This window comes from Pseudoroseomonas sp. WGS1072 (assembly GCF_049340465.1).
Taxonomy (GTDB): domain Bacteria; phylum Pseudomonadota; class Alphaproteobacteria; order Acetobacterales; family Acetobacteraceae; genus Pseudoroseomonas.
In genome coordinates this window covers 728,802-753,765 of sequence record NZ_JBMPSU010000001.1, presented here as the reverse complement: position 1 = coordinate 753,765, position 24,964 = coordinate 728,802, and the positions used below count along the sequence as shown (strand labels likewise).

The window sequence follows — 24,964 nt, the reverse complement described above, 5'->3', positions numbered from 1 at the left end:
TCAGACCGCCGCCCGCTGTCCCGGCTGCTCCGGCCAGTCGTGCCTGGGGTAGCGGCCGCGCATCTCCTTGCGCACCTCGGCCCAGGCGCCGCGCCAGAAGCCGGCGAGGTCGGCGGTGACGGCGATCGGCCGCCCGGCCGGGGAGAGCAGCGCCACCTGCAGCGGGATGCGCCCGCCGGCCAGCGGCGGCAGGCGCTCCAGGCCGAAGAGGTGCTGCGCCCGCGCCTCCAGCCGCGGCACCTCGCCGGTATAGTCGATGGCGGCCGAGCGCCCGCCGGGCAGGTCGAGGCGCGGCGGCAGCTCGGCATCGAGGCGCCGGGTCAGCGGGTGCGGCGGCAGGGCGCGCAGCATCGCCACCACGTCCAGGGCCTTCAGCTGCGACAGCCTGTTCAGCCCGGCGAGCCAGGGGACCAGCCAGGCGCCGCCCTCGCGGGCCAGCGCCTCGTCCGAGACCTCCGGCCAGGGCTCGCCCTCGGCGCGGCGCATCCAGGCGAGGCGGGCGCGGGTCTGCTCGGCGGCCTTGCTCCAGTCCAGGTCGCGCAGGCCGCGCGAAGCCGCCGCCCCGGCCAGGGCCGCCGCCACCGCGTCCGGGTCGGCCTGGGGCAGCGTCGCCTCCTCCAGCACCAGCGGGCCGAGGCGCAGCCGCCGCCGCGCCACCACGGCGTTCGTCCGGGGGTCGAAGGCGGCGCCCTCCTCGCGCACCAGGCGCTCGGGGAAGGCGGCCTCCAGCGCGGCGCGGGTCAGCGGCGCGGCCATGCGGATGCGCGCCTCGGTGCCGGCCAGCTCCAGGTCGGCCACTGCCAGCAGCGGCGCCCTGCCCAGCGGGTCGCTCGCCGGCAGCCGCGCGCCCTGCCCGCCGCTGGCGCCGGCGGCGGACAGGCCGGCGAGGCGGAAGGCGCCGTCCATGCCGCCGCGCTTCGCCGCCACGCGGTCGGGGAAGCCGGCGGCCAGCAGCAGGCCAGGGTCGCCATCCGGCGGCTCGGCGGCGGTGACGCCGAGGCGGCGGCGGTGCAGCGCCAGGGCGCGGCGGATGCGGCCGAGCGCGGCGCGGTCCGCCTGCGGGTCGTCGGCGCCTTCGAGGAGGTCAAGCCGCAGGCGGATATCGGCCGGCGCCTCGCGGCCACGGATCGGGTCGCGCTCCTCCAGCAGGGCGGCGAGGGCGGCGGCCAGCGCGGCCTCGCCCGGCGTGGCGGCGGCGGCCATCATCCGGGCGAGGCGCGGATGCGTGCCCAGCCGCGCCATGCGCCGGCCCATGGGCGTGATGCGGCCCTCGGCGTCCAGCGCATCGAGCTCGCGCAGCAGGGCGCGGGCGGCGGCCATGGCGCCGGCGGGCGGCGGGTCCAGGAAGGCCATCGCCGCCGGATCGGCGCCCCAGGCGGCGCAGTCCAGCGCCAGCCCCGACAGCTCGGATTCCAGGATCTCCGGCCGGTCCGCCGGCGGCAGGCCGCGATGCAGCGCCTCCGACCAGAGCCGGATGGCGAGGCCGGGCGCGGTGCGGCCGGCGCGGCCGGCGCGCTGCTCGGCGCTCGCGCGGGAGATGCGCAGCGTGGCCAGCCGCGACAGCCCGGTCGCGGGATCGAGGCGCGGCGCGCGGCGAAAGCCGCCATCGACGACGATCCGCACCCCCGGCACGGTCAGCGAGGTCTCGGCGATCGAGGTGGCCAGCACCACCTTGCGTCCGCCGCCGGGCCGATGATCCGGGTCCAGCGCCTTGTCCTGCTCGGCGGGCGGCAATTCGCCATGCAGCGGCAGCACGTCGGCGCCGAGGCCGCCCAGCCGCTCCATCGTGCGGCGGATCTCGCCCCAGCCGGGCAGGAAGGCCAGCACATCGCCCGGATGCGCCGCCAGCGCCTCGCGGATGGCCGCGGCCATCGCCTCGGGCAGGTCGCGCGGATCGCGCAGGTCCCGCTGGCGATACCGCACCGTGACGGGGAAGGCGCGGCCCAGGCTCTCGATCACCGGGGCCGGGCCGCCCTCGCCGCCCAGCAGCCGGGCGAAGCCCTCGGCCTCCAGCGTCGCGGACATGGCGAGCAGCCGCAACTCCGGCCGCAGCGCGCGTTGCAGGTCGAGGCAGAGCGCCAGGGCCAGGTCGGTGTCGAGGTTGCGCTCATGCGCCTCGTCGAACAGCACCGCGGCCACGCCCTCGAGGCCCGGGTCGGATTGCAGCCGCCGCACCAGCAGGCCCTCCGTCACCACCTCGATCCGCGTCGCCGCGGAGACGGCGCGGTCCAGCCGGGTGACGACGCCGGCCGTCTGCCCGAGCGGCTCGCCCAGCAGCTCGGCCATGCGGCGGGCGGCGGCACGGGCGGCGACGCGGCGCGGCTCCAGCACCAGGATCCGCTGCCCCGAGGCCCAGGGCTCGTCCAGCAGCCGCAGCGGCACGAGGGTCGTCTTGCCCGCGCCGGGGGGCGCCACCAGCACGGCATTGCCGCCGGCGCGCAGGGCCTCCGCCAGGCGCGGCAGGGCTTCGGAGACCGGAAGTTCGGGCAGGGGGGGCATGGCGGGCGGGCTTACCACGCGCCGCCGTGGCGCCCCAGCCCGGAGCGGCGCCATGCGGCGCGGGAGGGCCTCCCCCCGCTCTTCCGCTCCCCGTCCTGGAGCCCCGCCCTCAAGCCCCCCCCTTCCAGCCCCCCTGGCGCGAGCCTCGCCGAGGCGTCAATCTGTCCGGCCCTCATGGTCTGCCCGCGTGGCCTGCCGGCGGGGAAACACAGAGACTTGGGGACGTAGACACCATGCGCATTCTGCTGGTGGAGGATGATGCCGAGGTCAGCCGCTTCGTGAAGAAGGGGTTGCAGGAGGCCGGGCATACGGTGGAGCACGCGTCCAGCGGGCGCGACGGCCTGTTCCTTGCCGCCGGGGAGAGTTTCGATCTCCTGGTCCTGGACCGCATGCTGCCCGGTGGCGTCGATGGCGTCCGGCTCGTCGAGACGCTGCGGGGCCAGGGCAACCACACGCCCGTGCTGTTCCTCTCGGCCCTGGCCGGGGTGGACGAGCGGGTGAAGGGGCTGAAGGCCGGCGGTGACGACTATCTGGTCAAGCCCTTCGCCTTCGCCGAGCTGCTGGCGCGGGTCGAGGCGCTGGGCCGCCGACCGGCGGTCGACGCGCCGGCGACGCGGCTCAAGGTGGCCGATCTGGAGCTCGACCTGCTGTCCCGCACGGTGACGCGGGCCGGCAAGAAGATCGACATCCAGCCGCGCGAGTTCCGCCTGCTGGAGCACCTGATGCGCCATGCCGGACAGGTGGTGACGCGCACCATGCTGCTGGAGAAGGTCTGGGACTACCATTTCGACCCGCAGACCAACGTGATCGACGTGCATGTCTCCCGCCTGCGCCAGAAGCTGGACAAGGGGCACGACAAGCCGCTGATCCACACCGTGCGCAACGCCGGCTACATGATCCGCGCCGAGGGCTGACGAACGAAACCCAAGGCTTGAAGGTCATGCCGCACAACCGCCGGCGGCCGCAGCATCCGGGGCCGCTCTGGCGGCTGCTGTCCTCCGCCGGCTTCCGCTTCGCGCTGCTGTTCGCCACCCTGTTCCTCGGCGCCTGCCTCGCCTTCGCCGGCGTGCTCTGGTGGGGCACCGCGGGGACGCTGGAGCGGCAGACCGACGCGGCCATCCGCGCCGATGCCTCCGCCCTGCTCGAGCGCTGGCGCGATGCCGGCCCGCAGGCGGTGGCGGAGACCATCGAGGAGCGCCTGGCGCTCGATGCCGAGGCCCAGGCGCTGTACCGGCTGGAGACGCCGCGGGGCGAGCGGCTGGCCGGCAATCTCGCCACCCTGCCCGCCCAGGGGCCCGGCGAGGCGAGCTGGCACAGCCTGACCCTGGAGCATGACGACGACCCGCCCGGCGAGGCGCGGCTCTTCGTGCAGGCGCTGCCCGATGGCAGCCAGCTGGCGGTGGGGCGCGAGGTGGGCGAGAAGCAGCGGCTGCGCGCCCTGCTGACCGAGGGGCTGGCCTGGGCCGCCGGCGCCGCCCTGGTCTTCGCCGTGATCGGGGCGATGCTGATGCGCCGCGCGCTGGAGCGGCGCCTGGCCCCGGCCAGCCTGACCGCGGCCCGCATCGCCAACGGCGACCTGACGCAGCGCGTGCCGATCTCCCTGCATGACGACGAGTTCGACCGGCTCGGCGCCAGCATGAACGCCATGCTCGACCGCATCGCGCATCTCATGGAGGGGGTGCGCGGCGTCTCGGACGCCATCGCCCACGACCTGCGCACGCCGATCTCCCGGGCCCGCAGCGGCCTGGAGGAAACCCTCCTGGGCGAGAGCAGCGACGCCGAGGCGCTGCGCGGCGCGATCGAGCGCGGCATCGCCGACCTCGACAACGTCACCCGGGTGTTCCAGGCGGTGCTGCGCATCGCCGAGGTGGAGGCGGGCGCGCGCCGCGCCGCCTTCGCCCCGCTCGACCTCGCGGCGCTGCTGGCCGACGCGGCGGAGCTCTACGGCGCCTCGGCCGAGGCGCGCGGCCAGACGCTGCACACCGCCTGGCCGGCCAGCCTGCCGATGACCGGCGATCGCGACCTGCTGCTGCAGCTGGTGGCCAATCTGCTGGACAACGCGGTGAAGTTCACCCCGCCGGGTGGCGCCATCAGCCTGACGGCCGAGCCGGACGGGGAGGAGGTGCTGCTGCGCGTGGCCGATGAGGGACCCGGCCTCGCGCCGCAGGACCGGGCCCGGGTGGGCGAGCGCTTCTTCCGCACCGATACCGCCCGCGCCACGCCCGGCTCCGGCCTCGGCCTCTCCCTGGTGCGCGCGGTGGCGACGCTGCATGGCGGGCGGCTGTGGTTCGAGGATGCCGGCGGGCCGCCGGAACAGCCTGGCCTCGCCGTCCTGCTGCGCCTGCCGCTGGACGGGCCCCACCCCGCCACCTCCGGCGCGGTGGCGGCATGACGCTGGCTTCATGCCGCGCCCATCGGCGCGCAGGGCCGGTGGGCGCAGCATGGCGTCATGGTCCCGCGCCTGCCTCTGCTGATGACCGTCTGGCTGGCCGCCGCGCCGGGCGCGCTGGCGGCGGCGGAGCTTCGCCTGCTGCCGGTCAGCCAGGCGGATTGCGAGTCCCTGGCCGGCCGCTTCGACCGCCAGCCCGGCGCCGGGCGGGACGAACCTCGGGACCTGGCGGAGGAGGGGCTGCGGCTGTGCCGCGCCGGCCAGTTCCGCGCCGGGGCGCTGAAGCTGCGGCGCGCCATCCGTGCCGCGCATGCGCCGGCGCCCTCCGTCGACCGGCGCCTGCCCGAGGCCGCCCTGCGGCCGGCGACCGAGCTGCGCTGATCCCACCCCTGCCGGATCGTCACCGTCCAGGGGACCACGACCATGGGCATTGAGCGGACCGCCCCGCTGGCCGGCGCGGCCGCGCTCTGCTCCGGCATCGGCCTGGCCCGCTTCGCCTATGTTCCGGCCTTCCCCGCCATGGTCGCCGCCGGCTGGGTGGATGGCGGCGGCGCCGGCCTGCTCGGCGCGCTGAACCTGACCGGCTACCTGCTGGGGGCGCTGGGCGGGCGGCGCCTCGCCGGACGCCTCGGCGTGCCGGCCGCGCTCGACCTCGGCATGGCGCTGGTGGTGCTGTCCTGCCTGGCCTGCGCCTGGCCGGGTGGCCTGGCCTGGCTCGGACCCTGGCGCGGCCTCGCGGGTTTCGCCGGCGGCGTGCTGATGGCGCTGGCCGGGCCGGCGGTGCAGGCGGTGGTGCCGCCGGCGCGCCGCCCGGCGGCGGCGGGCACCGTGGTCTCCGGCGTCGGCGGGGGGGTGGTCCTGGGCGCCCTGGCGGTACCGGCGCTGCTGCCGCTCGGCGTCTCGTCGATCTGGCTGGGGCTGGGGCTGATGAGCCTGCTGCTCTGGCTGCCCCTGCGCCGCTACTGGCCCGCCCCGCCGGCGGAGGAGGTGGCGGCCGGGCCGGGCGCGGCGGCTCCGCCACGCCGCTGGCCGGGCGTGACCGGGCTGATGGTCGTCTACGGGCTGTCCGCCGCCGGCATGGTGCCGCCGATGATCTATCTCGCCGATCTCGGCATGCGCGGGCGCGGCCTCGGTGCCGCGGCCGTGGCGCTGCTCTGGGCGCTGTTCGGCCTCGGCGCCATGGCGGGCACCCTGCTGGGCGGGCGGATCGCCGGCCGGGCCGGGGGCATGCGGACCCTGGCGCTGTGGATGGGCGTGCAGGCCATCGCCCTCGGGGCCGCCCTGCTGCCCGGTGGCGCGGCCGTGCTGCTGGCGGCGCCGCTCAGCGGCTTCGCGGGCGTCGGCGCCAGCGCGGTGGCGCTGGCGGCCGCCCGCGAGCTGGCGGGGCCGGGGGCGGGCCTGGTCTGGAGCCGCGCGACGGTGCTCTACGCCCTGGCCCAGGCGGCCACCGGCTTCGTCCTGGCGGCCCTGTTCCGCGCCAGCGGGGAGGCGCATGCGGCGGTCTTCGGCGCCGGGCTGGGCCTGTCCCTGCTGGCCCTGCTCGCCGCCGCCCGGCTGGCCCGGAAGCGGGCCTGAAGGCCGCCGGGGCGGCGGAGGGCGCCTCCCGGGATCGGCTGTCTCAGTCGCCGAACAGCCTCCGCAGGTCGCCCACCGGCTGCCAGCGGGGCGACTGGTCCTTGTCCACCAGCACGGCCCGCACGCCCTCGGCGAAATCCGGGTGCTGCGTGATGGTCCGGGTCAGGATCAACTCCTGCTCCAGGCAGGCCGGCAGGTCCTGGGCGGCGCCGCGCCGCAGCAGTTCGATGGTCACCGCCACGCTGGTCGGCGAGACGCGGCGCAGGGTGGCGAGCTGCTCGCGCGCCCAGTCGGTGCCCTCGGCCTCCAGCGCGGCCTCGATGGCGGCGCGGTCGCCGGCGCCGAAGCAGCGCTCGATGGCCGGGCGCAGCGCCGTGACGCGACCCGGCGGCGGCGCCTCGGCGAATTCGTCCACCACGCCGGCCTCGCCCTTCTCCAGCAGGGCCTGGCGCAGCGCCGGCAGCTTCGCGCGCGGCACGAAATGCGTCGCCAGCCCGGCCTCCACCGCCTCGGCGCCCTTCAGCCGCGCGCCGGTCAACGCGATCCACAGACCCATGCCCGGGCTGCCCGGCAGGCGCGGCAGGACATAGCTGGTGCCGACGTCGGGGAAGAGGGCGATCGCCGTCTCCGGCATGGCCAGCAGGGCGTGCTCCGTCACCACCCGGTGGCTGCCATGCACCGAGACGCCGAGGCCGCCGCCCATGCAGATGCCGTCGATCAGGCTGATCCAGGGCTTGGGGAAGGTGGCGATGCCGCTGTTCACCGCGTATTCGCGCGAGAAGAAGGCCTCCACCGCCGCCGTGTCGCCGGCCAGCACGTCGCTCCGCACCTGCCGCACGTCGCCGCCGGCGCAGAAGGCCTTCTCGCCCGCGCCCTCCAGCAGCACCAGCCGCACCGCCGGGTCCTCCCGCCAGGCGCCGATGGCCTCGGCGAAGCCGTCGATCATGGCGAGGTCGAGCGCGTTCAGCGCGCGCGGGCGGTTCATCGTCAGGTGGCCCACGGCGCCCTCGCGGCGGCGGATCAGGCTGGGCTCGGCTGTGCTCATCGGCATGTCTCCTCGGCGGTTTCCTCGCCACAGCTTCGGGGCCGGGGCGGCAGTTGACAACCCGCCCCCCGCCCCGCGATGCAGGACGGGGAAGCCTGGTCGGGGGAATTGGGGAATGGCGGAGGCGCTGGTTCGCTTCGAGGGCGTGCGCAAGGCCTATGGGCCGGCCGCCTCGGGCTATGCGGTGCGGCATCTGGACCTGGAGGTGGCGAAGGGCGAGCTGCTGACGCTGCTCGGCCCCTCCGGCTCCGGCAAGACCACCACGCTGATGATGCTGGCCGGCTTCGAGCTGCCCAGCGAGGGCCGCATCCTGCTGGAGGGGCGCGACATCGCCCGGCTGCCGCCGCACCGGCGCGGCATCGGCGTGGTGTTCCAGTCCTACGCGCTGTTCCCGCACATGTCGGTGGCGGAGAATGTCGCCTTCCCGCTCGAGGTGCGCGGCGTGCCGCGGCCGGAGCGGGCCGAGCGGGTGAAGCGCGCGCTGGCCATGGTGCGGCTGGAGGGATTCGGGGACCGCCGCCCGGCGCAGCTCTCGGGCGGCCAGCAGCAGCGCATCGCGCTGGCCCGCGCCATGGTCTTCGAACCGCCCATCGTGCTGCTGGACGAGCCGCTGGGCGCGCTCGACAAGGCGCTGCGCGAGGAGATGCAGTACGAGATCCGCGGCATCCACCAGCGGCTCGGCGTCACCATGATGTATGTCACGCACGACCAGCAGGAGGCGCTGACGCTGTCGGACCGCATCGCCGTCTTCGAGGGCGGCGAGATCCGCCAGCTGGCCAGCCCGCGCCGCATCTACGAGGAGCCGGCCAATGCCTTCGTCGCCGGCTTCGTCGGCGAGAACAACCGCCTGCCCGGCCGTGTGCTGGCGCGGCAGGAGGGCGCCGTGCGGGTGGCGCTGGATTGCGGCGCCGAGGTGCTGGCGCGGCCGGTGGACTGCGAGGCGCCCGGCAGCCGCTGCGTCGTCGCGGTGCGGCCGGAGCGGGTGGCGGTGGCGCCGGTGGACGCCGAGGATCTGGGCGGGGATGCCCTGCCGGCGCGGCTGCTGGAGGCGATCTTCCAGGGCGACCATGTCCGGCTGCGCCTCTCGCTGGGCAGCGGCGGCGGGGAGATCCTGGCCAAGCGCGTCGTCGGCGGCGCCCGGCTGCCCGAGCCCGGGGAGACGGCGGCGGTGGCCTGGGACGCCGCACACGCCCACGCTTTCGCGGCCTGACCACGCCCCCCCCGCCCGGGGTCCTGGCCGGCTCCCTTCGGGCGCGGCGAAGGCTCGCTTCCGCGGAGTCGAATTGTGACGCGGTGATGCGCGCGCGATGGTCAGGGGGATATCCCCTGGCATGGAGGGCGCGGGATCATGTTCGGATGGCTGATACTGGCTGCCCTGTCCTTGGCCCTGCCTCCGGCCCTGCCCCTGGCCCCGATCGGCGCGCCGCCCGCGCGCGCCGAGGATCGCGCCGGGAATAGCGGGCCGGAACCCCGCCTGTTGGCGGCCATGCCCGCCGCCCGGCCGAGCGAGCCGACGCTGACGCTGTTTCTCCCCGGCGATCCGCACCGCGCGCCTTTTCCGCTGGTCGTGGCGGTTTCGGATTCGCTCGGTCCCGACGGCCGGGCGGACCGCATCACCGCCCTGCTGCTGGCGCGGGGCGTCGCGGTTCTCGATCTCGACCCCTTCATCGTCACCGATGGCCGCGGGCAGGCCCGGCGCCGCGACAGGGTGCCCGAGGCGGTCTCTCAGGCGGCGGACCTCGCCGCCCAGCACCCCGCCATCGACCCGGACAGGGTCGCCCTGCTGGGGTTCGGGGCGGGGGGCCGCGCCGCCTGGCTGGCGCGGCCTGGATCAGACACCATCCCCCGCTTCGTCGCCCGGGCCATTCTCTATCCGGGCTGCCGGGACCTGGTGGCGCAGGGACAGGCCGGCGCACCGGCTGATGCCTCGGCGGGCCTGTTGCTGATGCATGGAAGCCTGGACACGGAGAACGGCACCGAGGCCTGCGCGCGGCTGGTGCAGGGCCTGCCCGACCGGGGGCGGCTGCGGCATGTCAGCCTTCGTGGGGCGGGCTATGCCTGGGATCGTCCGGCGCCGCTGGGGGAGGGCGGCACGCTGCTGCCCGCGCCCGGCGGCGAGGGCCGTGTGCCGGCGGCGCCATGGACCTACATGGCGCGGTGCTCGGCGCGGATGGTGGCCGCCTGGCTGTCCGACGCGCTGGGTGCGCGTGGCGCGGTGGCCGCCGCCGCATGTCCCTGAACGCGCATGACCGGCCCGGGGCGCAGGCGGCGGCGCTGCGGCCGGAGCCTGCCGAATTCGCCTGCGAGGACGGGGTCGGGCTGCGCGGGCATCTCTGGCGCGCCGCCGGCGCCGGAGAGGGCGGCGCCATCCTCGTCAACGCGGCGACCGGCGTCCTGGCCCGCTACTATCACCGCTACGCCCGGTTCCTGGCCGGGCACGGCTTCGATGTCCTGACCTATGACTATCGTGGCATCGGCCTGTCGCGGCCGGAGCGCCTGAAGGGCTGCGGCTACCGCTGGCGCGACTGGGGGATGCAGGATTTCGCCGCCGCCCTGCGCTTCCTGCACGAGGCGACCGGCTGCCCCCGCCCGATGGTGGTGGGCCACAGCATCGGTGGCTTCCTGCCGGGCCTCGCCCCGAATGCGGCGATGATCGGCCGCATGCTGACGGTGGGGGCGCAGTATGCCTGGTGGGGCGATTACGCGCCGGAGCGCCGCCTGCGGCTTCTGCTCAAATGGCACGTCGCCATGCCCGTCGCGACGGCGCTCTGCGGCTACTTCCCCGGCCGCCGCCTCGGGTGGCTGGAGGACCTGCCGGCCGGCGTGGCGCAGGAGTGGAGCTTCCGCGGCCCCTGCTTCACGCGGAGCCACCCGCGCGCGGAGCGCCGCGACATCCTGGCCCGCATGGCCGCTGTGCAGGCACCGATCCTCGCCATCGCCGTGACGGATGACGAACTCGGCACGGTGCCGGCGGTGTGCCGCGCGCTCGGCTACTATACGGGCGCCGCCCGGCGGCTGGCGGTGCTGGACCCCGCCGGCTACGGCCAGACCGCCATCGGCCATTTCAGCCTTTTCCACGACCGGCATGCCGCCGACTTCTGGCCGGACACCCTGGCCTGGCTGCGCCACGGTGTCGATCCCTGGCCTGGTCGGACCATGGGCTTCCGGGCGCCCTGAGGCGCGACCGCGCGCGACGGGGCATCGGGCGCGGCGCCGCCCTCTCAGCCCGCCAGCCCCTCCCGCCGCAGCTCCGCCGTCAGCCGCTCCACGGCGCGGCCGAAGCGCTCCAGCATCTCCTCCACCTCGGCGGCGGCGATGATCAGGGGCGGCGAGAAGGCGATGGAGTCGTTCATCAGCGCGCGCAGGATCAGCCCCTCCTCCTCGGCCATCCGCACCAGGCGCGGACCCACCTTCAGCGCGGGGTCGAAGCTGCGCTTCGCGGCCTTGTCGGCGGCGAATTCGACCGCCGCCACGAGGCCGACGCCGCGCACCTCGCCGACCAGCGGATGGCCGGCGAAGCGCTCGCGCAGGCCGCGCTGCATCAGCGCGCCCATCGTGGCGGCGTGCTCGATGAGGTTCTCCTCGTCATAGATGCGCAGCGTCTCCAGCGCGACCGCGGCGGCGACCGGGTGGCCGGAATAGGTGAAGCCATGGCCCCAGGTGCCGACCTGGTCGCTGCCCTCGGCCAGGGCCTCATAGACGCGCTCGTTCACCATCACCGCCGAGATCGGCAGGAAGGAGGCCGAGAGCGCCTTGGCGCAGGTCAGGATGTCCGGCCGCAGGCCGAAGCTCTGGCTGCCCCAGTAGCGGCCGGTGCGGCCGAAGCCGCAGATCACCTCATCGGCCACCAGCAGCACGTCATGCTTGCGGAGCACCGCCTGGATCTTCTCGAAATAGGTCTCGGGCGGCACGATGCAGCCGCCCGCGCCCATCACCGGCTCAGCGAAGAAGGCGCCGACGGTCTCCGGCCTCTCCGCCTCGATCAACGCGTCCAGCTCGGCGGCGAGGCGGCTCGCGAAATCGGCCTCGCTCTCGCCGGGCTCGGCGAAGTGGTAGTGGTGTGGCGTGCCGACATGCAGGAAGCCCGGCAGCGGCAGGCCGAACAGCCTGTGGTTGGCCGGCAGGCCGGTCAGGCTGGCGGCGGCGGCGGTGATGCCGTGATAGGCGCGCTGCCGGGCGATGATCTTGCGCTTCTGCGGCCGGCCCAGCACGGTGTTGACATACCAGACCATCTTGATCGCGGTGTCGTTCGCCTCCGAGCCGGAATTGGCGAAGAACACCTTGCTCATCGGCACCGGCGCGCGCGCCAGCAGTGCCTCGGCCAGTTCGATATCCGGCATGTTTGAGCGGCCGGTGAAGCTGTGATACCAGGGCAGCCTGCGCATCTGCTCGGTGGCGGCGCGCAGCAGGCGCTCGTTGGAGAAGCCGAGCGAGGCGCACCAGAGCCCGGCCACCGCCTCCAGATACTCCCGGCCGGACTCGTCGCGGATGCGGATGCCCTCGCCGCCGGTGATGATCAGCGGGCCCTGCTCGCGATGCGCCTTGTGATTGGTCATCGGGTGCAGCAGCGAGGCGATATCCCGCGCGGCCGCGGAATTGGCGCCATGGGTGTCGGGCGGGGTCATGCGGGGTCTCTCCTGCGCTTCCACGGCAGGCTAGGCCAGTTCTTCCGCCCTGGCGACGGGGGGGCCATCCGCTCCCCCCCCCCGTCGCTCAGCGGCTCAGCAGCACGTCCGGCAGCCAGGTGACGATGACGGGGAAGACCGTCACCAGCACCACCGTCAGCACCAGCATCAGGAAGAAGGGCAGGGAGGCCCAGGCCACCTCGGTCTGCTCGCGTCCCGTCATGGTCTGCATGACGAAGAGGTTGAAGCCGACCGGCGGGGTGATCTCGGCGATCTCCACCAGCAGCACGATGAAGATGCCGAACCAGATCAGGTCGAAGCCGGCATGCTGCACCATCGGCACAACGATGGAGGTGGTGAGCACGATCATCGAGACGCCGTCGAGCGCCGTGCCCAGCACCACATAGACGGCGGTGAGCATCAGGATCAGGCCATAGGGGCCGAGGTCCATCGCAGCCACGGCCTCGGCCAGCGCGGCGGGGATGCCGGTCAGCGCCATGGCCTTGGTGAGATAGGCGGCGCCGGCCAGGATGAACATGATCATGCAGGAGAGGCGCGTCGCGCCCGACAGGCTCTCGATGAAGCTCTCCCAGGTCAGGCAGCGCGTCACCGCCGCCAGGACCAGCGAGCCGAGCACGCCGAAGGCGGCGGCCTCCGTCGCCGTCGCCCAGCCGACGAACATCGAGCCGATGACGGCGACGATCAGCAGGGCGCAGGGGATGAGCTGGGCCGACTGGCGCAGCTTCTCCCGCAGCGGCATGGACGGTCCCTTGGGCGGCTGCTTCGACGGGTTGAGCAGCGCCCAGACGGCGATATAGGCGCTGAACAGCACCATCACGAGAAGGCCGGGCAGGCAGCCGGCGAGAAAGACGCGCACGATCGAGACCTCGGCCGCCACGGCATAGACCACCATGATGATCGAGGGCGGGATCATGATGCCGAGCGTGCCCGAGGTGGCGAGACTGCCGATCGCCACATCCTCGTCATAGCCGCGCTTCTTCAGCTCCGGCAGGGCGATCTTGGAGACGGTGGCACAGGTCGCGGCGGAGGAGCCGGAGACCGAGCCGAAGATGCCGCAGGCCAGGATGTTGACGTGCAGCAGTCGTCCCGGGATGCGCCGCACCCAGGGCGAGAGGCCGTTGAACAGCTCTTCCGACAGCCGGGTGCGGAACAGGATCTCGCCCATCCAGACGAACATCGGCAGCGCCGCCAGCGTCCAGGAGCCGGTCGATTCCCAGAAGGCGCTGGCGAGGTAGGTGCCGGGCTGCGGGTGCACGAACCAGACGGCGACGAAGCCCACCACCGCCAGCGCCATGCCGATCCAGAGCCCGCCGGCCAGCAGAAGGCCGAGCAGCAGCAGAAGCAGGCCCGAAAGTTCCAGAAGATCCATGGGGTGTCCTCAGACCTCGGCCGAGAAGTCGCCGCGCGCGGCGCGTTCCATCGCGGCGACGACGTAGGCGGGCGTGTTGCCGCGCAGCACGGTCACGAGCTCGTCCAGCACCGCGACCAGCAGCAGCGCCGCTCCGGCCGGCATGGCGAGCTTCGGGATCCAGAGCGGCACCGGCAGCGCACCCTGGGCGAGGTCCTCGATCTCGTAGGAGAAGAGCACATCATCCAGCGTCCAGTAGAAGGCATAGGCGCAGCCGGCTGCCGCCAGCGCCAGCGCCACGCCCTCGGCGACGCGGCGGCGGGGCGGCGACAGCCGGTCGAGCAACAGCCCGACGCGGATCAACTCGCCCCTGCGGAAGGTATGGGCCAGGGCGAAGAAGGTCGTGGAGACGCAGAGATAGGCGCTGATGTCGTCGGCGCCCGGGAACTGGATCGCCAGGCCGCGCAGGATGACCTGCGCCATCATCACCAGGAAGATGCCGAGGAGGGAGAGGGCGGCGAGCGCCGCCGCCATCCGGTAGAGCGCATCGAGCGCCTGTCGCAGCATCTCTGCCGCCTCAGCCGGCGCGATAGGCGGCGATCAGCTTCTGGCCGTCCTCGCCGGTGCGGGAGACCCATTCGTCGGTCATGACGGCGCTGATCTTCTGCAGCCCCTCGATCAGCGCCGGCGTCGGCTGCTCGACCTTCAGGCCCCGCTTCTCCAGCGTGTCCTGCGCGATCTGCGTCGCCTCCTTCGACATCGCGAAGCCACGCTCCTCGGCGGCCGCGGCGGCGTCCTGGATCGCCTTCTGCTGCGCGGCCGGCAGGGCCTCGAAGGCGCGCCGGCCGATAAAGACGTGGTTCTGCGTGTAGGTGAAGTTCACCGGCGTGAAGACGCGCGCGTAGTCCCAGGCCTGCGTGTCCACGCCGGTGGCGGCGCTGGTCACCTGGGCGTTGATGACGCCGGTGGCGAAGGCCTGCGCCACCTCCGCCGACTGCACCAGGGTCGGCGTCGCCTGCAGCAGGGCCGCGAAGCGGTTCGTCATCGCGTTGAAGGCGCGGAAGCGGCTGCCCTTCAGCGCATCCAGGCTCGGCAGCGACTGGTTGCTGTAGAAGCCGCCCGGCGGCCAGGGCACGGCGTAGAGCGGCACCAGGCCGCTGCGCCTGAAGCGCGCCTCGATATAGGGGCGCGCCAGGTTGCGCAGCTTGCGCGCCGCCTCGAAGCTCGGCGCCAGCAGCGGAATGCCGTCCACCTCGAAGAAGGGGTCCTCGTTGCCATAGGCGGAGATCAGGATCTCGCCGAGCTGCACCTGACCCTGCTGCACGCCACGCTTGATCTGTGGCATGGGCAGCAGCGACCCGTTGGTGTGCAACTGGACCTGCAACGCGCCGCCGGTGGCCTTCTGCACCTCCTCCACGAACTGGCGGATGTTGCGGGTGTGGAAGTTGGTGTCCGGGTAGGCCGTGGCGAACTGCCATTTGGCCTGGGCGGACGCCCCGCGCGGGGCCAGGCCGGCCATCGCGGCGCCGGTGGCGGCCAGCAGGAGGCTGCGGCGCGTGGTCGTCATGCTGTGGTCTCCCGTGGTCATTGGGCCAGGATGCGGCGGGAAACTATCCGACCGCCGGCGCGCGGCAGGCAAGGGGCGATGCGGCGGTATTCCACCGCCGCCAGGCCGGCGGCGCCCACCGAAGCGCCATTTCCGGGAGGGATTGCCCGCCCGGCGGCCAGCCGGCGCGGCGGGACGGGCAGCGACCGGGAGCCCGCCGCTCCGCACCCTCTCAACAGGGCCGGCGATCTGCTCTAGGCTCGACTCCGGGCAGGCCGGCGCCGCGCCGGCCGCCCCCATCAGGAAGGGTCCAAAGAATGTTGCGGAGACATCTGGGCGCCATCGGGCTGTTCGCCGCGGGCCTGGCGCTTTTCCCGGCCCTGTCGACCGGCCCGGCCCTGGCGCAGGGGCGCGACCTGACCATCGTCTCCTGGGGCGGCGCCTATCAGGACGCGCAGCGGGAGATCTTCTTCCGCCCCTTCCAGCAGCAGAGCGGCGCGCGCCTCCTGGAGGAGACCTGGGACGGCGGTGTCGGTGTGCTGCGCGCCAAGATCCAGTCCGGCGCCAACAACTGGGACCTCGTTCAGGTGGAGAGCGAGGAGCTCCTGATCGGCTGCGAGGAAGGGCTGTTCGAGAAGATGGACTTCGCCGCCATCGGCGGCCGGGACCGCTACATCCCGCAGGCGGTCAGCGAATGCGGCGTCGGCAACATCCTCTATTCCTTCGTCCTCGCCTATGACCGGGCGCGCACCGCCGAGGGGCCCAAGAGCTGGGCCGAGTTCTTCGACACGAAGCTGTTCCCCGGCAAGCGCGGGCTGCGGCGCGGCCCCAAGACCACGCTGGAGATCGCCCTCCTGGCCGATGGCGTGGCGCCGGGCGAGGTCTACAAGCTGCTCGGCACCAATGCCGGGGTGGACCGCGCCTTCCGCAAGCTGGATTCGATCAAGCAGGACATCGTCTGGTGGGAGCGCGGCAGCCAGCCGGCGCAACTGCTGGCCAGCGGCGAGGTCGCCATGACCAACGCGTACAACGGCCGCATCACCGCCGCCAACCAGAATGACGGCCGCAATTTCGGCATCGCCTGGGCGCAGAATCTCTACACCCTGGATTCCTGGGTCATCATGAAGGACAGCCCGAACAAATCGCGGGCCCAGGCCTTCCTGAAGTTCGTCGGCGAGCCCCGGGTCGCGGCCGAGCTGCCGCCGCGCATTGCCTATGGCCCGACGGTGAAGGGCGCCAACGAGCTGGTCTCCCCGGAGGTGCTGGCCAACCTGCCGACGGCGCCGGCGAATGCCGCCAGCGCGCTCGAGATCAGTGACCGGTTCTGGCTCGACAATCTCGACAAGCTGAGTCAGCGCTTCAACAACTGGCTGTCGCGCTGACCTTGTCCGCGCGCTGGAAGGCGGCGGCGCTGGTCGCGCCGCTGCTGCTGTTCCTCCTGGCGGTCTTCATCCTGCCAATCGGCGCTTTTCTCCTGCGCGCCGTGCAGGAGAGCGATGTCGCGCCCGTGCTGCCGCGCACCGTCTCCGCCCTCGCCGGCTGGGACGGGGCGGGGCTGCCCGGCGACGACGCCTTCGCCGCCGTGATCGAGGATCTGCGCGAGGCGCGCGAGCGCGACCGGGCGGCGGGGGGCGGCGAGATCGCCCGCGCCTCTGCCCGGCTGAACGCCGACTGGCCGGGCTTCCGCAGCCTGCTGCCGATGACGGCGCGCCGTGTCGCGCAGGAGCTTGAGGGCGCCCCGCGCGAGGCCCTCGCCGGCATCAGCGAGGACTGGGCCACGCCCGAGCCCTGGGCCGCGATCCGCCGCGCCGGCGGGCCGGTTTCGGACTTCAACCTGCTCGCCGTGCTCGATCTGAAGCGGGACGCGGCGGGCCACATCGCCGCCGCGCCGCCGGACCAGGCGATCTTCCGCGGCATCCTGTGGCGCACCCTCTGGATCGGCGCCCTGGCGACGCTGCTCTGCCTCGCCATCGGCTATCCGCTGGCCTGGCTGATCGCGACGGCGCCGCCGCGCCTGGTGCCCTGGCTGCTGGCCGGCGTGCTGCTGCCCTTCTGGACCAGCCTGATCGTCCGCACCGCCGCCTGGATGGTGCTGCTGCAGCGCGAGGGCGTGCTGAACGCCGCGCTGCAGGCGCTGCGGCTGACCTCGGAGCCGCTGCCGCTGCTGTTCAACCGGGGCTCGGTGCTGCTGGCCATGGTGCATATCCTGCTGCCGTTCATGGTGCTGCCGATCTATGCCAGCCTGAAGGCGCTGGACTGGCGCCTGCCCCGCGCCGCGCGCTCGCTCGGCGCCTCGCCCTTGCGGGCCTTCCTGCGGGTCTCGCTGCCGCTCTCCCTGCCGGGGGTGGGGGCGGGCTGCCTGCTGGTCTTCATCCAGGCGCTGGGCTTCTACGTGACCCCGGCACTGCTCGGCGGGGCCAATGACCAGATGCTGCCCTATTTCGTCGCCTTCTATGCCTCGCGCACCGTCAACTGGGGCATGGCGGCGGCGCTCTCCTGCCTGATCCTGCTCGCCGTCGCCGTCATCCTGGCGGTCTATGGAAAGCTGATCGGCTTCTCGCGGATGCGTCCCGCATGATGGCGACCTCACGCCTCGCGCTCTGGATCTTCGGCCTGCTGGCGCTGGTCTTCCTGCTGGCGCCGGTGCTGCTGATCCTGCCGCTCTCCTTCTCGGCCGGGTCCTTCCTCTACTATCCGCTGCCCGGCCTGTCCTTCCGCTGGTACGCCGATTTCTGGACCTCCGGCTTCTGGCTGCCGGCGCTGTGGAACAGCCTGCGCCTCGGCACGGTGGCGGCGCTGCTCGCGGGCGTGCTCGGCACCCTGGCCGCCTTCGGCCTCTGGCGCGGCAACTTCCCCGGCCAGCGCCTGGTGATGGCGGTGCTGCTGGCGCCGATGGTGGTGCCGGTGGTCATCGTCGCCGTGGCGCTGCTGCTGGCCTTCGGGCCGCTGGGCCTGACCAACAGCTTCCTCGGCCTGGTGCTGGGTCACGCCGCGCTGGGCGCGCCCTTCGTCCTCGTCACCGTGCTGGCCGCGCTGCAGCAGTTCGACGCGGTGCAGCTCCGCGCCGCCGCCGCCTGCGGCGCCTCGCCGCTGCGGGCCTTCCTGCGCGTCTGCCTGCCGCAGATCATGCCCGGCGTGGCGGCCGGCGCCATCTTCGCCTTCGCCACCTCGCTCGACGAGGTGGTCGTGACGCTCTTTCTCGCCGGTCCGGCGCAGCGCACCCTGCCGCGGCAGATGTTCTCCGGGCTGAACGATTCCATCAGCCTGACCATCATGGCGGCGGCCATGGTGATGGTGCTGCTCTCGGCCCTGCTGCTGCTGGCGGTCACGCTGCTGCGCCGCAAGCGGTAGGCGCGCTCAATGCCCGGTGCCGGAGAGCAGGTTGATGACCAGCACCCCGGCCAGGATGAGCCCGATCCCGGCGAGGGCCGCGGCGTCCAGCCGCTGCCCGAAGCCGATCCAGCCGACCAGCGCGATCAGCACGATGCCGATGCCGGACCAGAGGGCATAGGCGATGCCCATCGGCAGGCCGCGCGTCAGGGCCTGCGCCAGGAACCAGAAGGCGCCGGCATAGCCCACCACCACCACCACCGAGGGCCACGGCCGGGTGAAGCCGCGCGAGGCGTTGAGGGCGGAGGTGGCGATGACCTCGAGCAGGATGGCGAGGCCCAGATACAGGTGCTGCATGCCCCGCTCCTGCCGGCGCCACCCGGGGCGGTCAAGTTGCGGAGGCGGGTGCATCCCCTCCGGCGGCGGCGAGTTACGGCCCTGTCATCCCTGGGAGAAGCACCATGACCCTCGCACCTCCGAGTCTCGGACCGAACCGTCGGGGCGCCCTGGCGCTGGGCGCCGCCCTGCTGGCCGCCGGCACCCTGGCCGCCCCGCGGCGCCTCTTCGCCCAGGCCGCGACCCCGCCGGCCTCCGGCCCCTATTCCCTGCCGGCGCTGCCCTATGCCGCCAATGCGCTGGAGCCGCATATCGACGCCGCCACCATGGAGCTTCATCACGGCAAGCATCACGCGGCCTATGTGACCAATCTGAACAACGCGCTGAAGGACCATGGCCAGCTCGCCGGCATGAAGCTGGAGGAGCTGCTCACCAAGCTTCCCGAGGCGCCGGAGGCGGTGCGCACGGCGCTGCGCAACAACGGCGGCGGCCATGCCAACCACGCCATGTTCTGGCAGATCATGGGCCCCGGTGGCGGCACGCCCTCCGGCGAGCTGGCCCAGGCGATCGACCGCGACCTGGGCGGCCTCGACAAGATGAAGACTGATTTCAACGCCGCCGGCGGACGCGTGTTCGGCTCGGGCTGGGTCTTCGTCACCGTCGACCGCGAGGGCAAGCTGGCCCTGACCTCGCGCCCGAACCAGGACACGCCGCTGATGGACGGCCAGCGGGTGCTGATGGGCAACGACGTCTGGGAGCACGCCTACTACCTGAAGTACAACAACCGCCGGCCCGAATATCTGGCGGCGTGGTGGAACGTGGTGGACTGGGCCAAGGTCGGGCAGCGCTACGCCGCCGCCAAGGCCGGCACGCTGGCGATCTAGGCCGGAGCGGGAACGGGGCGGGATCGGCCCCGGCCGGGTGGTCGGCGCCGATTCCGATGGAACGCCTCAGCCGAGGAAGAAGCGCCAGAGCAAGGGCAGCAGGAGCGCGCTGATCAGCGCGTTCAGCCCCATGGCCATGCCGCTGAAGGCCCCGGCGGTGGCGTTCACCGAGATCGCGCGCGCCGTGCCGATGCCGTGCGCGGCGGTGCCCATGGCCAGGCCCCGGGCGCGCCAGTCCCGCACCCGGGCAAGGTTCAGCATCGCCGGGCCGAGCGTCGCCCCGGTCACGCCCGAGCCCAGCACCACCGCCGCCGTCAGCCCCGGCAGGCCACCGATCTGCTCGGCGATGCCCATGGCCACCGGCATGGTGACGGAGCGGGGCGCCAGGCTGGCGGTCACCTCCGGCGCGGCCCGCAGCAGCAGCGCGAAGGCCACGCCGGAGAAGGCGGCGGCCAGTCCGCCGCAGGCGATCGCCAGCAGCGCGGCGAGGGCGGAGCTGCGCACATGGTGCCATTGCCGGTAGAGCGGCACGGCCAGCGCCACGGTGGCGGGCCCGAGCAGGAAGTGCACGAACTGCGCGCCCTGGAAATAGGCGCGGTAATCCACCCCGGCGGCGAGCAGCAGACCGGCGAGCAGGATGACGGCCAGCAGCACCGGATTGGCCACCGGATGCCAGCGGCACAGCGCGGCGAGGCGCAGCCCGGCCAGCCAGGCGAGGAGGGTGGCGGTCAGCGCCGCCAGCGGATCGCGCGCCAGATAGACCCAGATCTCGGTAAGGTCGACCATCAGCCGAGCCGCCGCATCAGAAGCTGGGCCAGCAGCCCGGTGACGGCGATGCCGATCAGCGTGCCGGCCAGGATCGCCAGGGCCAGCGGCGCCCAGTCCCGCGCCAGTTGCGGCAGGAAGACCACGATGCCGACCCCGGCGGGCACGAAGAGCAGGCCGAGATGGCGCAGCACCGCATCCGCCGTGCCGCCGAGACCGGGCGCGCCGGGATCGGTGCCGCCGGCGCCGGGGGACCAGCGGTCGCGCAGCAGCAACCCGGCGAAGAGCAGGGCCATGCCGAGGACTGGGCCGGGGACGGGCAGGTGCAGCGCGCGGGCCAGCAACTCGCCGAGCAACTGGCAGAGGAGGAGGATGGTCATGCCGCCGATCATGGCGCGGCACTCCATCGCAGGACGGCAGGCGGGCGCAGGACGGCAGGCTGGACAGGCACGGGCAGGCTCCCCGGTTGATGGTGCACTGCGCCTAGACTTCCTCCCCGCCCGCCTGGAACGCCATCCCCGCTTTGCGCGGGGCGGCGTCAAGAAAAACGGCAGGCTCCGGGGGGAGCCTGCCGTGAAGGTGGCCGTGCCGGGGAGGGGCACGGCGTGGTGCCAGGGAGAGTGTGGCACCGGGGAGGAGGACAGGGCCGGGGGGCGGCCCTGGCGCCATCATGGCGGGAACAGCCTGCCATTCCCTTAAGACGCGGCGGGAAATTGGCCGCGCCCCCTTGCCGGACGGCGCCGTCTCGCCAACCCTCCGGCGGGACAGGATCGGGAGGAGAGCAAGGTCATGACATCGCCGGCCAGGCCGCCAGCAACGCGGCTGCCACTCGCGGGGCTGCCGCTCACGGGACTAAAGGTGCTGGAACTCGGGCACTACATCGCGGGGCCCTTCGCCACCCGCCTGCTGGCCGACATGGGCGCCGAGGTGGTGAAGGTGGAGCCGCCCGAGGGCGACCCCATCCGCGGCTGGGGCAGCCGGCACAACGGGCATCCGGTCTGGTTCAGCATCCATGGCCGCAACAAGCTCTCCGTCACCCTCGACCTCAAGAACCCGCGCGACCAGGCGCGGCTGCTGAAGCTCGCCGCCCGCGCGGACGCGCTGGTGGAGAACTTCCGCCCCGGCTACCTGGAGCGCATCGGCCTCGGCCCCGACCGCCTGCGGGAGGCCAACCCGCGCCTCGTCATCGCCCGCGTCTCCGGCTACGGGCAGGACGGGCCCTACCGCGACAAGCCCGCCTTCGGCGCCATCGGGGAGGCCATGGGGGGTCTGCGGCACCTCACCGCCAATCCCGGCCAGACCGAGCTGCCGCCGCCACGCTGCGGCCTCTCGATCAGCGACGACCTGGCCGGGATGTATGCCGCCATGGCCGTGGTCTCGGCCTGCTGGGGGCGGGATGCGGGCGAGGGGGGCGGCGGGCGCACCATCGACATCAACCTGGTCGACAGCGTCTTCAGCCTGAGCGAGGGCATCCTTCCGGAATACGGGCTGACCGGGAAGATCCGGCAGCCGGCGGGCGCCGCCATCCCGACCGCGGCGCCGACCAACACCTATCCCTGCGCCGACGGCAAGTGGCTCTGCGTCGCCGGCAATTCGGACTTCATCTTCCGCCGGCTGATGGCCGCCATCGGCCGGCCGGATCTCGCCGACGATCCGCGCATGGCCGACAATGGCGGGCGTTGCGCCCATGCGGCGGAACTGGACGCCGCCATCGCCGACTGGACCCGCACCCTGCCCGCCCGCGAGGCGCAGGAGCGGCTGGAGGCGGTGGACGTGCCCTGCTCGCGCCTCTTCGATATCCGCGACATCGCCGAGGACCCGCATTTCCTCGCCCGCGATTCGGTGATGTCGGTCGATGACCCGCTGCTCGGCCCCGTGCTGCACCCGGCGGCGCCCTTCCGCTTCGACGGCGTCACCCCGCGCGAGATGGTGCGCTGGACGGGACCGGCCGCCGGGGCGCACAACGAACAGGTTTTCCAGGACTGGCTCGGGGAGGAGCAGCAGGCATGACGGACAGCGTCACCATCAGCGAGGTCGCCCCGCGCGACGGGCTGCAATCCATCGGCCCCTTCGTGCCGACCGAACGCAAGATCGAGATGGTCCGCGCGCTGCACGCGGCCGGGTTGCGGCGCATGGAGGTGGGCAGCTTCGTCAGCCCCCGGCACGTGCCGCAGATGGCCGACACGGCGGAGGTGCTGAAGGCGGCCAAGGCGCTGCCCGGCCTCGAATGCACCGTGCTGGTGCCGAACCGCAAGGGCTTCGACCTGGCCATGGCGGCGGGCGCCGACCGGCTCGGCTTCTTCATGTCCGTCACCGAGGCGCACAACAAGGCCAACCTGAACCGCAGCCGGGCCGAGAGCCTGGCCGAGCTCTCGGAGCTGGTGCGCGAGGGCGCGGCGGTGGGTGTCGCGATGCGCTTCAACCTCTCCTGCGCCTTCCACTGCCCCTTCGAGGGGGTGGTGCCGCAGGCGGCGGCGCTGGAGATGGTCGGGCGCGCCGCCGCGCTCGATCCGGGGATGGAGATCGGCATCGCCGACACCACCGGCAACGCCGCGCCCGATCAGGTGGCGGAGGTCTTCCGGCAGGCGCTGGCGCGGCACGGCAACCCGCTCGCCTACCACGGCCACGACACCTATGGCCTGGGCGTCGCCAATGCGCTGGCTGCCTTCGAGGCCGGCTGCCGGGTCTTCGACGGTGCCGCCGGCGGCCTGGGCGGCTGCCCCTTCGCCCCCGGCGCGACCGGCAACACCGCGACGGAGGACCTCGTCTGGATGTTCCACCGGATGGGCGTCGCGACCGGCATCGACTGGACGAGGCTGCTCGTCGCGGCCGATCTCTGCGCCGCCGTGCCCGGTGGCACGCCGGGCGGGCGGATGCGCGGCGTGCCGGCGGCGCGGGCGGCGTGACGCGGCGCCCCGCGGCGGGCCAGGGGTGGCGGTAGGCGGCCCGCGCGATGGCTGACAGGCGCCGTCCCGGCCTCCGCCGGCTCTGGCCGCTCATCCTGCCTCTCCTGCTCATGGCCTGCGGCGGTTCCCCTTCCGGCCCGGTGCTGGGCGCGGCGGCGCTGCGCGAGCCGGTCACCTGCGTGCCCTATGCCCGGGCGCGCTCCGGCATCGACCTGCGCGGCGATGCCTGGGAGTGGTGGGGGGCGGCCGCAGGGCGCTACGGGCGCGGCCGGGCCCCGCGGCCGGGCAGCATCCTGGTGATCGACCGCTCGGCCCGGCTGCGGGACGGGCATCTGGCGGTGGTCAGCCGCGTCCTCTCGGCGCGGGAGATCCGGGTGGACCACGCCAACTGGGCCAGCGGCCGGCTGAAGGGCCGCATCATGCGCGACCAACCGGTGCGCGACGTCTCGGCGGCGAATGACTGGTCCCTGGTCCGGGTCTGGTATCCGCCGGCCGACGGCTACGGCGTCACCAGCTATCCCGCCGCCGGCTTCATCCATCCCGGCGGCGCCTGGGCGGCGCGCTGAGGCGCGGGCCCCAGGGTGATGGGGGAGGGCGGCGGCCCGCGCAGGGGCGCCCCGCGCCGATCCGGCTGGACGCTGGGGCGGGACCATGCTGCAAGCGGTGCGACGACCGTTCCACCGGAGAGATCATTCCCATGCCGCGCCGCCGTTCCCTCCTCGCCCTGGGCACCGCCGCCTCGGCCGCCTCGCTGGCCTCATTCCCGATGGCGCGGGCGCAGTCCGGCTGGCCCGACCGGCCGGTGCGCTTCATCGTCCCCTTTCCCGGCGGCTCCTCGCCGGACCTGACGGGCCGGCTGGTGGCGCAGCACCTGGCCGATGTGCTGGGGCAGCCGGTGGTGGTGGAGAACAAGGCCGGCGCGGGCGGCAATATCGGCACCGACACGGTCGCCAAGGCGACGGACGGGCTGACCCTCGGGCTCTCGATCAACGGCCCGCTCTCCACCGCGCCCGCGCTCTACCGCGGCCTGCCCTACGACCCGCAGAAGGACCTGGCGATGATCTCGCTGCTGGTGCGGGGCGGCCAGGTCCTGGCGGTGAACCGGGATCTCCCGGTGACGGATTTCGCCGGCTTCGTCGCCCATGCCAGGGCCAATCCCGGAAAGCTCACCTTCGGCTCGGTCGGCGCCGGTTCGGGCGGGCATCTGGCCATGGAGGACATCAAGGGCCGGCTCGGCCTGACGCTGGAGCACGTGCCCTATCGCGGCTTCCCGCCCGCCGTGCTCGACCTGACGGCCGGGCGCATCAGCGCCATGGTGGTGACCGCGGCGGCCATCCTGCCGCAGCTCCGCGAGGGCACCGGCCGCGCTTTGGCGGTGACGACCGAGGCGCGCATGCCGCAGCTTCCCGAGGTGCCGACGCTGGTCGAGCTCGGGCTGGACGGCGCGGTCTCCTACGGATGGCAGGTGATGATCGCGCCGACGGGGACGCCGGCCGAGCGGGTCGCGCTGCTGGCGCGGGAGGCCCGCCGCGCCCTCTCCACCGAGCGGGCCCGGCAGGTCATGGAGGCGGCCGCCTTCGAGGTGGTGGCGGGGACGCCGGAGGAGGCGGCCGCCTATGTCGCCGCGGAGGCGGCCCGCTGGGGCGGGCTGATCCGCGATCTCGGCCTGAGCCTGGAGGGCTGAAGCCGCTGCGG

General features: G+C 73.7%; 24 protein-coding genes. 15 read left to right on the top strand and 9 right to left on the bottom strand.

Annotated features, from left to right (window positions below; all coding sequences use genetic code 11):
- Entirely contained in the window at positions 1-2,499 is a 2,499-nt protein-coding gene (hrpB, locus tag ACF3NH_RS03640; RefSeq protein WP_422921896.1) for an ATP-dependent helicase HrpB, read from the bottom strand.
- A 233-nt stretch (positions 2,500-2,732) separates the two neighbouring features.
- Here hrpB and ACF3NH_RS03635 point away from each other — a divergent pair, with 233 nt between their 5' ends.
- Genes ACF3NH_RS03635 through ACF3NH_RS03620 form a run of 4 tightly spaced genes read left to right on the top strand, consistent with a single transcriptional unit; the run spans position 2,733 to position 6,463 of the window.
- A complete protein-coding gene (locus ACF3NH_RS03635) occupies positions 2,733-3,413 on the top strand; it encodes a response regulator transcription factor (RefSeq protein WP_198365712.1) in 681 nt (226 codons plus the stop codon).
- Positions 3,414-3,439: 26 nt separating this feature from the next.
- On the top strand, positions 3,440-4,891 hold the full coding sequence (locus tag ACF3NH_RS03630; protein ID WP_422921895.1) for a sensor histidine kinase: 1,452 nt from the start codon (positions 3,440-3,442) through the stop codon (positions 4,889-4,891).
- Positions 4,892-4,948: 57 nt separating this feature from the next.
- Positions 4,949-5,269 carry a hypothetical protein gene (locus ACF3NH_RS03625; protein ID WP_198365714.1) on the top strand — a complete coding sequence of 107 codons (321 nt, stop codon included), beginning with the start codon at positions 4,949-4,951 and terminating at the stop codon, positions 5,267-5,269.
- A gap of 42 nt (positions 5,270-5,311) precedes the next feature.
- Entirely contained in the window at positions 5,312-6,463 is a 1,152-nt protein-coding gene (locus tag ACF3NH_RS03620; protein ID WP_422921894.1) for a YbfB/YjiJ family MFS transporter, read from the top strand.
- A 43-nt stretch (positions 6,464-6,506) separates the two neighbouring features.
- On the opposite strand, the gene ACF3NH_RS03615 is transcribed toward ACF3NH_RS03620, so the two are convergent.
- A complete protein-coding gene (locus tag ACF3NH_RS03615; RefSeq protein ID WP_422921893.1) occupies positions 6,507-7,508 on the bottom strand; it encodes an enoyl-CoA hydratase/isomerase family protein in 1,002 nt (333 codons plus the stop codon).
- Positions 7,509-7,623: 115 nt separating this feature from the next.
- On the opposite strand from ACF3NH_RS03615, the gene ACF3NH_RS03610 reads away from it, so the two are divergent.
- The 3 genes from ACF3NH_RS03610 (at position 7,624) to ACF3NH_RS03600 (ending at position 10,685) form a co-directional block, all read left to right on the top strand.
- Positions 7,624-8,718, top strand: coding sequence for an ABC transporter ATP-binding protein (locus tag ACF3NH_RS03610; protein ID WP_198365717.1), 1,095 nt, complete (start codon positions 7,624-7,626; stop codon positions 8,716-8,718).
- A 138-nt stretch (positions 8,719-8,856) separates the two neighbouring features.
- Positions 8,857-9,747: a dienelactone hydrolase family protein gene (locus ACF3NH_RS03605; RefSeq protein ID WP_422921892.1), complete on the top strand. Its 891-nt coding sequence runs from the start codon at positions 8,857-8,859 to the stop codon at positions 9,745-9,747.
- Positions 9,738-10,685: an alpha/beta hydrolase family protein gene (locus tag ACF3NH_RS03600; protein WP_422921891.1), complete on the top strand. Its 948-nt coding sequence runs from the start codon at positions 9,738-9,740 to the stop codon at positions 10,683-10,685. Before ACF3NH_RS03605 ends, ACF3NH_RS03600 begins: the two co-directional genes overlap by 10 nt.
- Positions 10,686-10,729: 44 nt before the next feature.
- Here the strand turns inward: ACF3NH_RS03600 and ACF3NH_RS03595 are convergent, their stop codons facing one another.
- The 4 genes from ACF3NH_RS03595 to ACF3NH_RS03580 all read right to left on the bottom strand — a co-directional run bounded on the left by ACF3NH_RS03595 (position 10,730) and on the right by ACF3NH_RS03580 (position 15,069).
- Positions 10,730-12,133, bottom strand: a complete 1,404-nt coding sequence (locus ACF3NH_RS03595; protein ID WP_422921890.1) for an aspartate aminotransferase family protein — start codon at positions 12,131-12,133, stop codon at positions 10,730-10,732.
- An 88-nt stretch (positions 12,134-12,221) separates the two neighbouring features.
- The gene (locus ACF3NH_RS03590) at positions 12,222-13,523 is read right to left on the bottom strand and encodes a TRAP transporter large permease (protein ID WP_422921889.1); all 1,302 of its coding nucleotides are present in this window, start codon (positions 13,521-13,523) and stop codon (positions 12,222-12,224) included.
- A gap of 9 nt (positions 13,524-13,532) precedes the next feature.
- Complete coding sequence (locus ACF3NH_RS03585; protein WP_422921888.1) at positions 13,533-14,069, bottom strand: TRAP transporter small permease; 537 nt, start codon at positions 14,067-14,069, stop codon at positions 13,533-13,535.
- 10 nt (positions 14,070-14,079) lie between these two features.
- The gene (locus ACF3NH_RS03580) at positions 14,080-15,069 is read right to left on the bottom strand and encodes a TRAP transporter substrate-binding protein (RefSeq protein ID WP_198365722.1); all 990 of its coding nucleotides are present in this window, start codon (positions 15,067-15,069) and stop codon (positions 14,080-14,082) included.
- A 296-nt stretch (positions 15,070-15,365) separates the two neighbouring features.
- On the opposite strand from ACF3NH_RS03580, the gene ACF3NH_RS03575 reads away from it, so the two are divergent.
- Genes ACF3NH_RS03575 through ACF3NH_RS03565 form a run of 3 tightly spaced genes read left to right on the top strand, consistent with a single transcriptional unit; the run spans position 15,366 to position 18,399 of the window.
- Positions 15,366-16,430 (top strand): ABC transporter substrate-binding protein, encoded by a 1,065-nt coding sequence (locus tag ACF3NH_RS03575; protein ID WP_198365723.1) that lies wholly within the window; start codon positions 15,366-15,368, stop codon positions 16,428-16,430.
- A gap of 2 nt (positions 16,431-16,432) precedes the next feature.
- Entirely contained in the window at positions 16,433-17,626 is a 1,194-nt protein-coding gene (locus ACF3NH_RS03570; protein ID WP_422921887.1) for an ABC transporter permease, read from the top strand.
- Positions 17,623-18,399: an ABC transporter permease gene (locus ACF3NH_RS03565; protein ID WP_422921886.1), complete on the top strand. Its 777-nt coding sequence runs from the start codon at positions 17,623-17,625 to the stop codon at positions 18,397-18,399. The genes ACF3NH_RS03570 and ACF3NH_RS03565 overlap by 4 nt, the downstream gene beginning before the upstream one ends.
- Positions 18,400-18,405: 6 nt before the next feature.
- Here the strand turns inward: ACF3NH_RS03565 and ACF3NH_RS03560 are convergent, their stop codons facing one another.
- The gene (locus ACF3NH_RS03560) at positions 18,406-18,735 is read right to left on the bottom strand and encodes a DMT family transporter (protein WP_422921885.1); all 330 of its coding nucleotides are present in this window, start codon (positions 18,733-18,735) and stop codon (positions 18,406-18,408) included.
- A gap of 104 nt (positions 18,736-18,839) precedes the next feature.
- On the opposite strand from ACF3NH_RS03560, the gene ACF3NH_RS03555 reads away from it, so the two are divergent.
- Positions 18,840-19,598 (top strand): superoxide dismutase, encoded by a 759-nt coding sequence (locus ACF3NH_RS03555; RefSeq protein ID WP_198365726.1) that lies wholly within the window; start codon positions 18,840-18,842, stop codon positions 19,596-19,598.
- Between the two features lie 66 nt (positions 19,599-19,664).
- Here the strand turns inward: ACF3NH_RS03555 and ACF3NH_RS03550 are convergent, their stop codons facing one another.
- Positions 19,665-20,384 (bottom strand): LrgB family protein, encoded by a 720-nt coding sequence (locus ACF3NH_RS03550; protein WP_198365727.1) that lies wholly within the window; start codon positions 20,382-20,384, stop codon positions 19,665-19,667.
- Complete coding sequence (locus tag ACF3NH_RS03545; RefSeq protein ID WP_370591957.1) at positions 20,384-20,743, bottom strand: CidA/LrgA family protein; 360 nt, start codon at positions 20,741-20,743, stop codon at positions 20,384-20,386. Before ACF3NH_RS03545 ends, ACF3NH_RS03550 begins: the two co-directional genes overlap by 1 nt.
- Positions 20,744-21,152: 409 nt before the next feature.
- Between ACF3NH_RS03545 and ACF3NH_RS03540 the strand changes: the two genes are divergently transcribed.
- From ACF3NH_RS03540 to ACF3NH_RS03525, 4 genes are all read left to right on the top strand, one after another.
- Positions 21,153-22,373 carry a CaiB/BaiF CoA transferase family protein gene (locus ACF3NH_RS03540; RefSeq protein WP_422921884.1) on the top strand — a complete coding sequence of 407 codons (1,221 nt, stop codon included), beginning with the start codon at positions 21,153-21,155 and terminating at the stop codon, positions 22,371-22,373.
- Positions 22,370-23,269 carry a hydroxymethylglutaryl-CoA lyase gene (locus tag ACF3NH_RS03535; protein ID WP_422921883.1) on the top strand — a complete coding sequence of 300 codons (900 nt, stop codon included), beginning with the start codon at positions 22,370-22,372 and terminating at the stop codon, positions 23,267-23,269. The genes ACF3NH_RS03540 and ACF3NH_RS03535 overlap by 4 nt, the downstream gene beginning before the upstream one ends.
- Before the next feature lie 47 nt (positions 23,270-23,316).
- Positions 23,317-23,835 carry a CHAP domain-containing protein gene (locus tag ACF3NH_RS03530; RefSeq protein ID WP_422921882.1) on the top strand — a complete coding sequence of 173 codons (519 nt, stop codon included), beginning with the start codon at positions 23,317-23,319 and terminating at the stop codon, positions 23,833-23,835.
- Between the two features lie 131 nt (positions 23,836-23,966).
- Positions 23,967-24,953, top strand: coding sequence for a Bug family tripartite tricarboxylate transporter substrate binding protein (locus ACF3NH_RS03525; protein ID WP_422921881.1), 987 nt, complete (start codon positions 23,967-23,969; stop codon positions 24,951-24,953).
- The last annotated feature ends 11 nt before the right edge of the window (positions 24,954-24,964 follow it).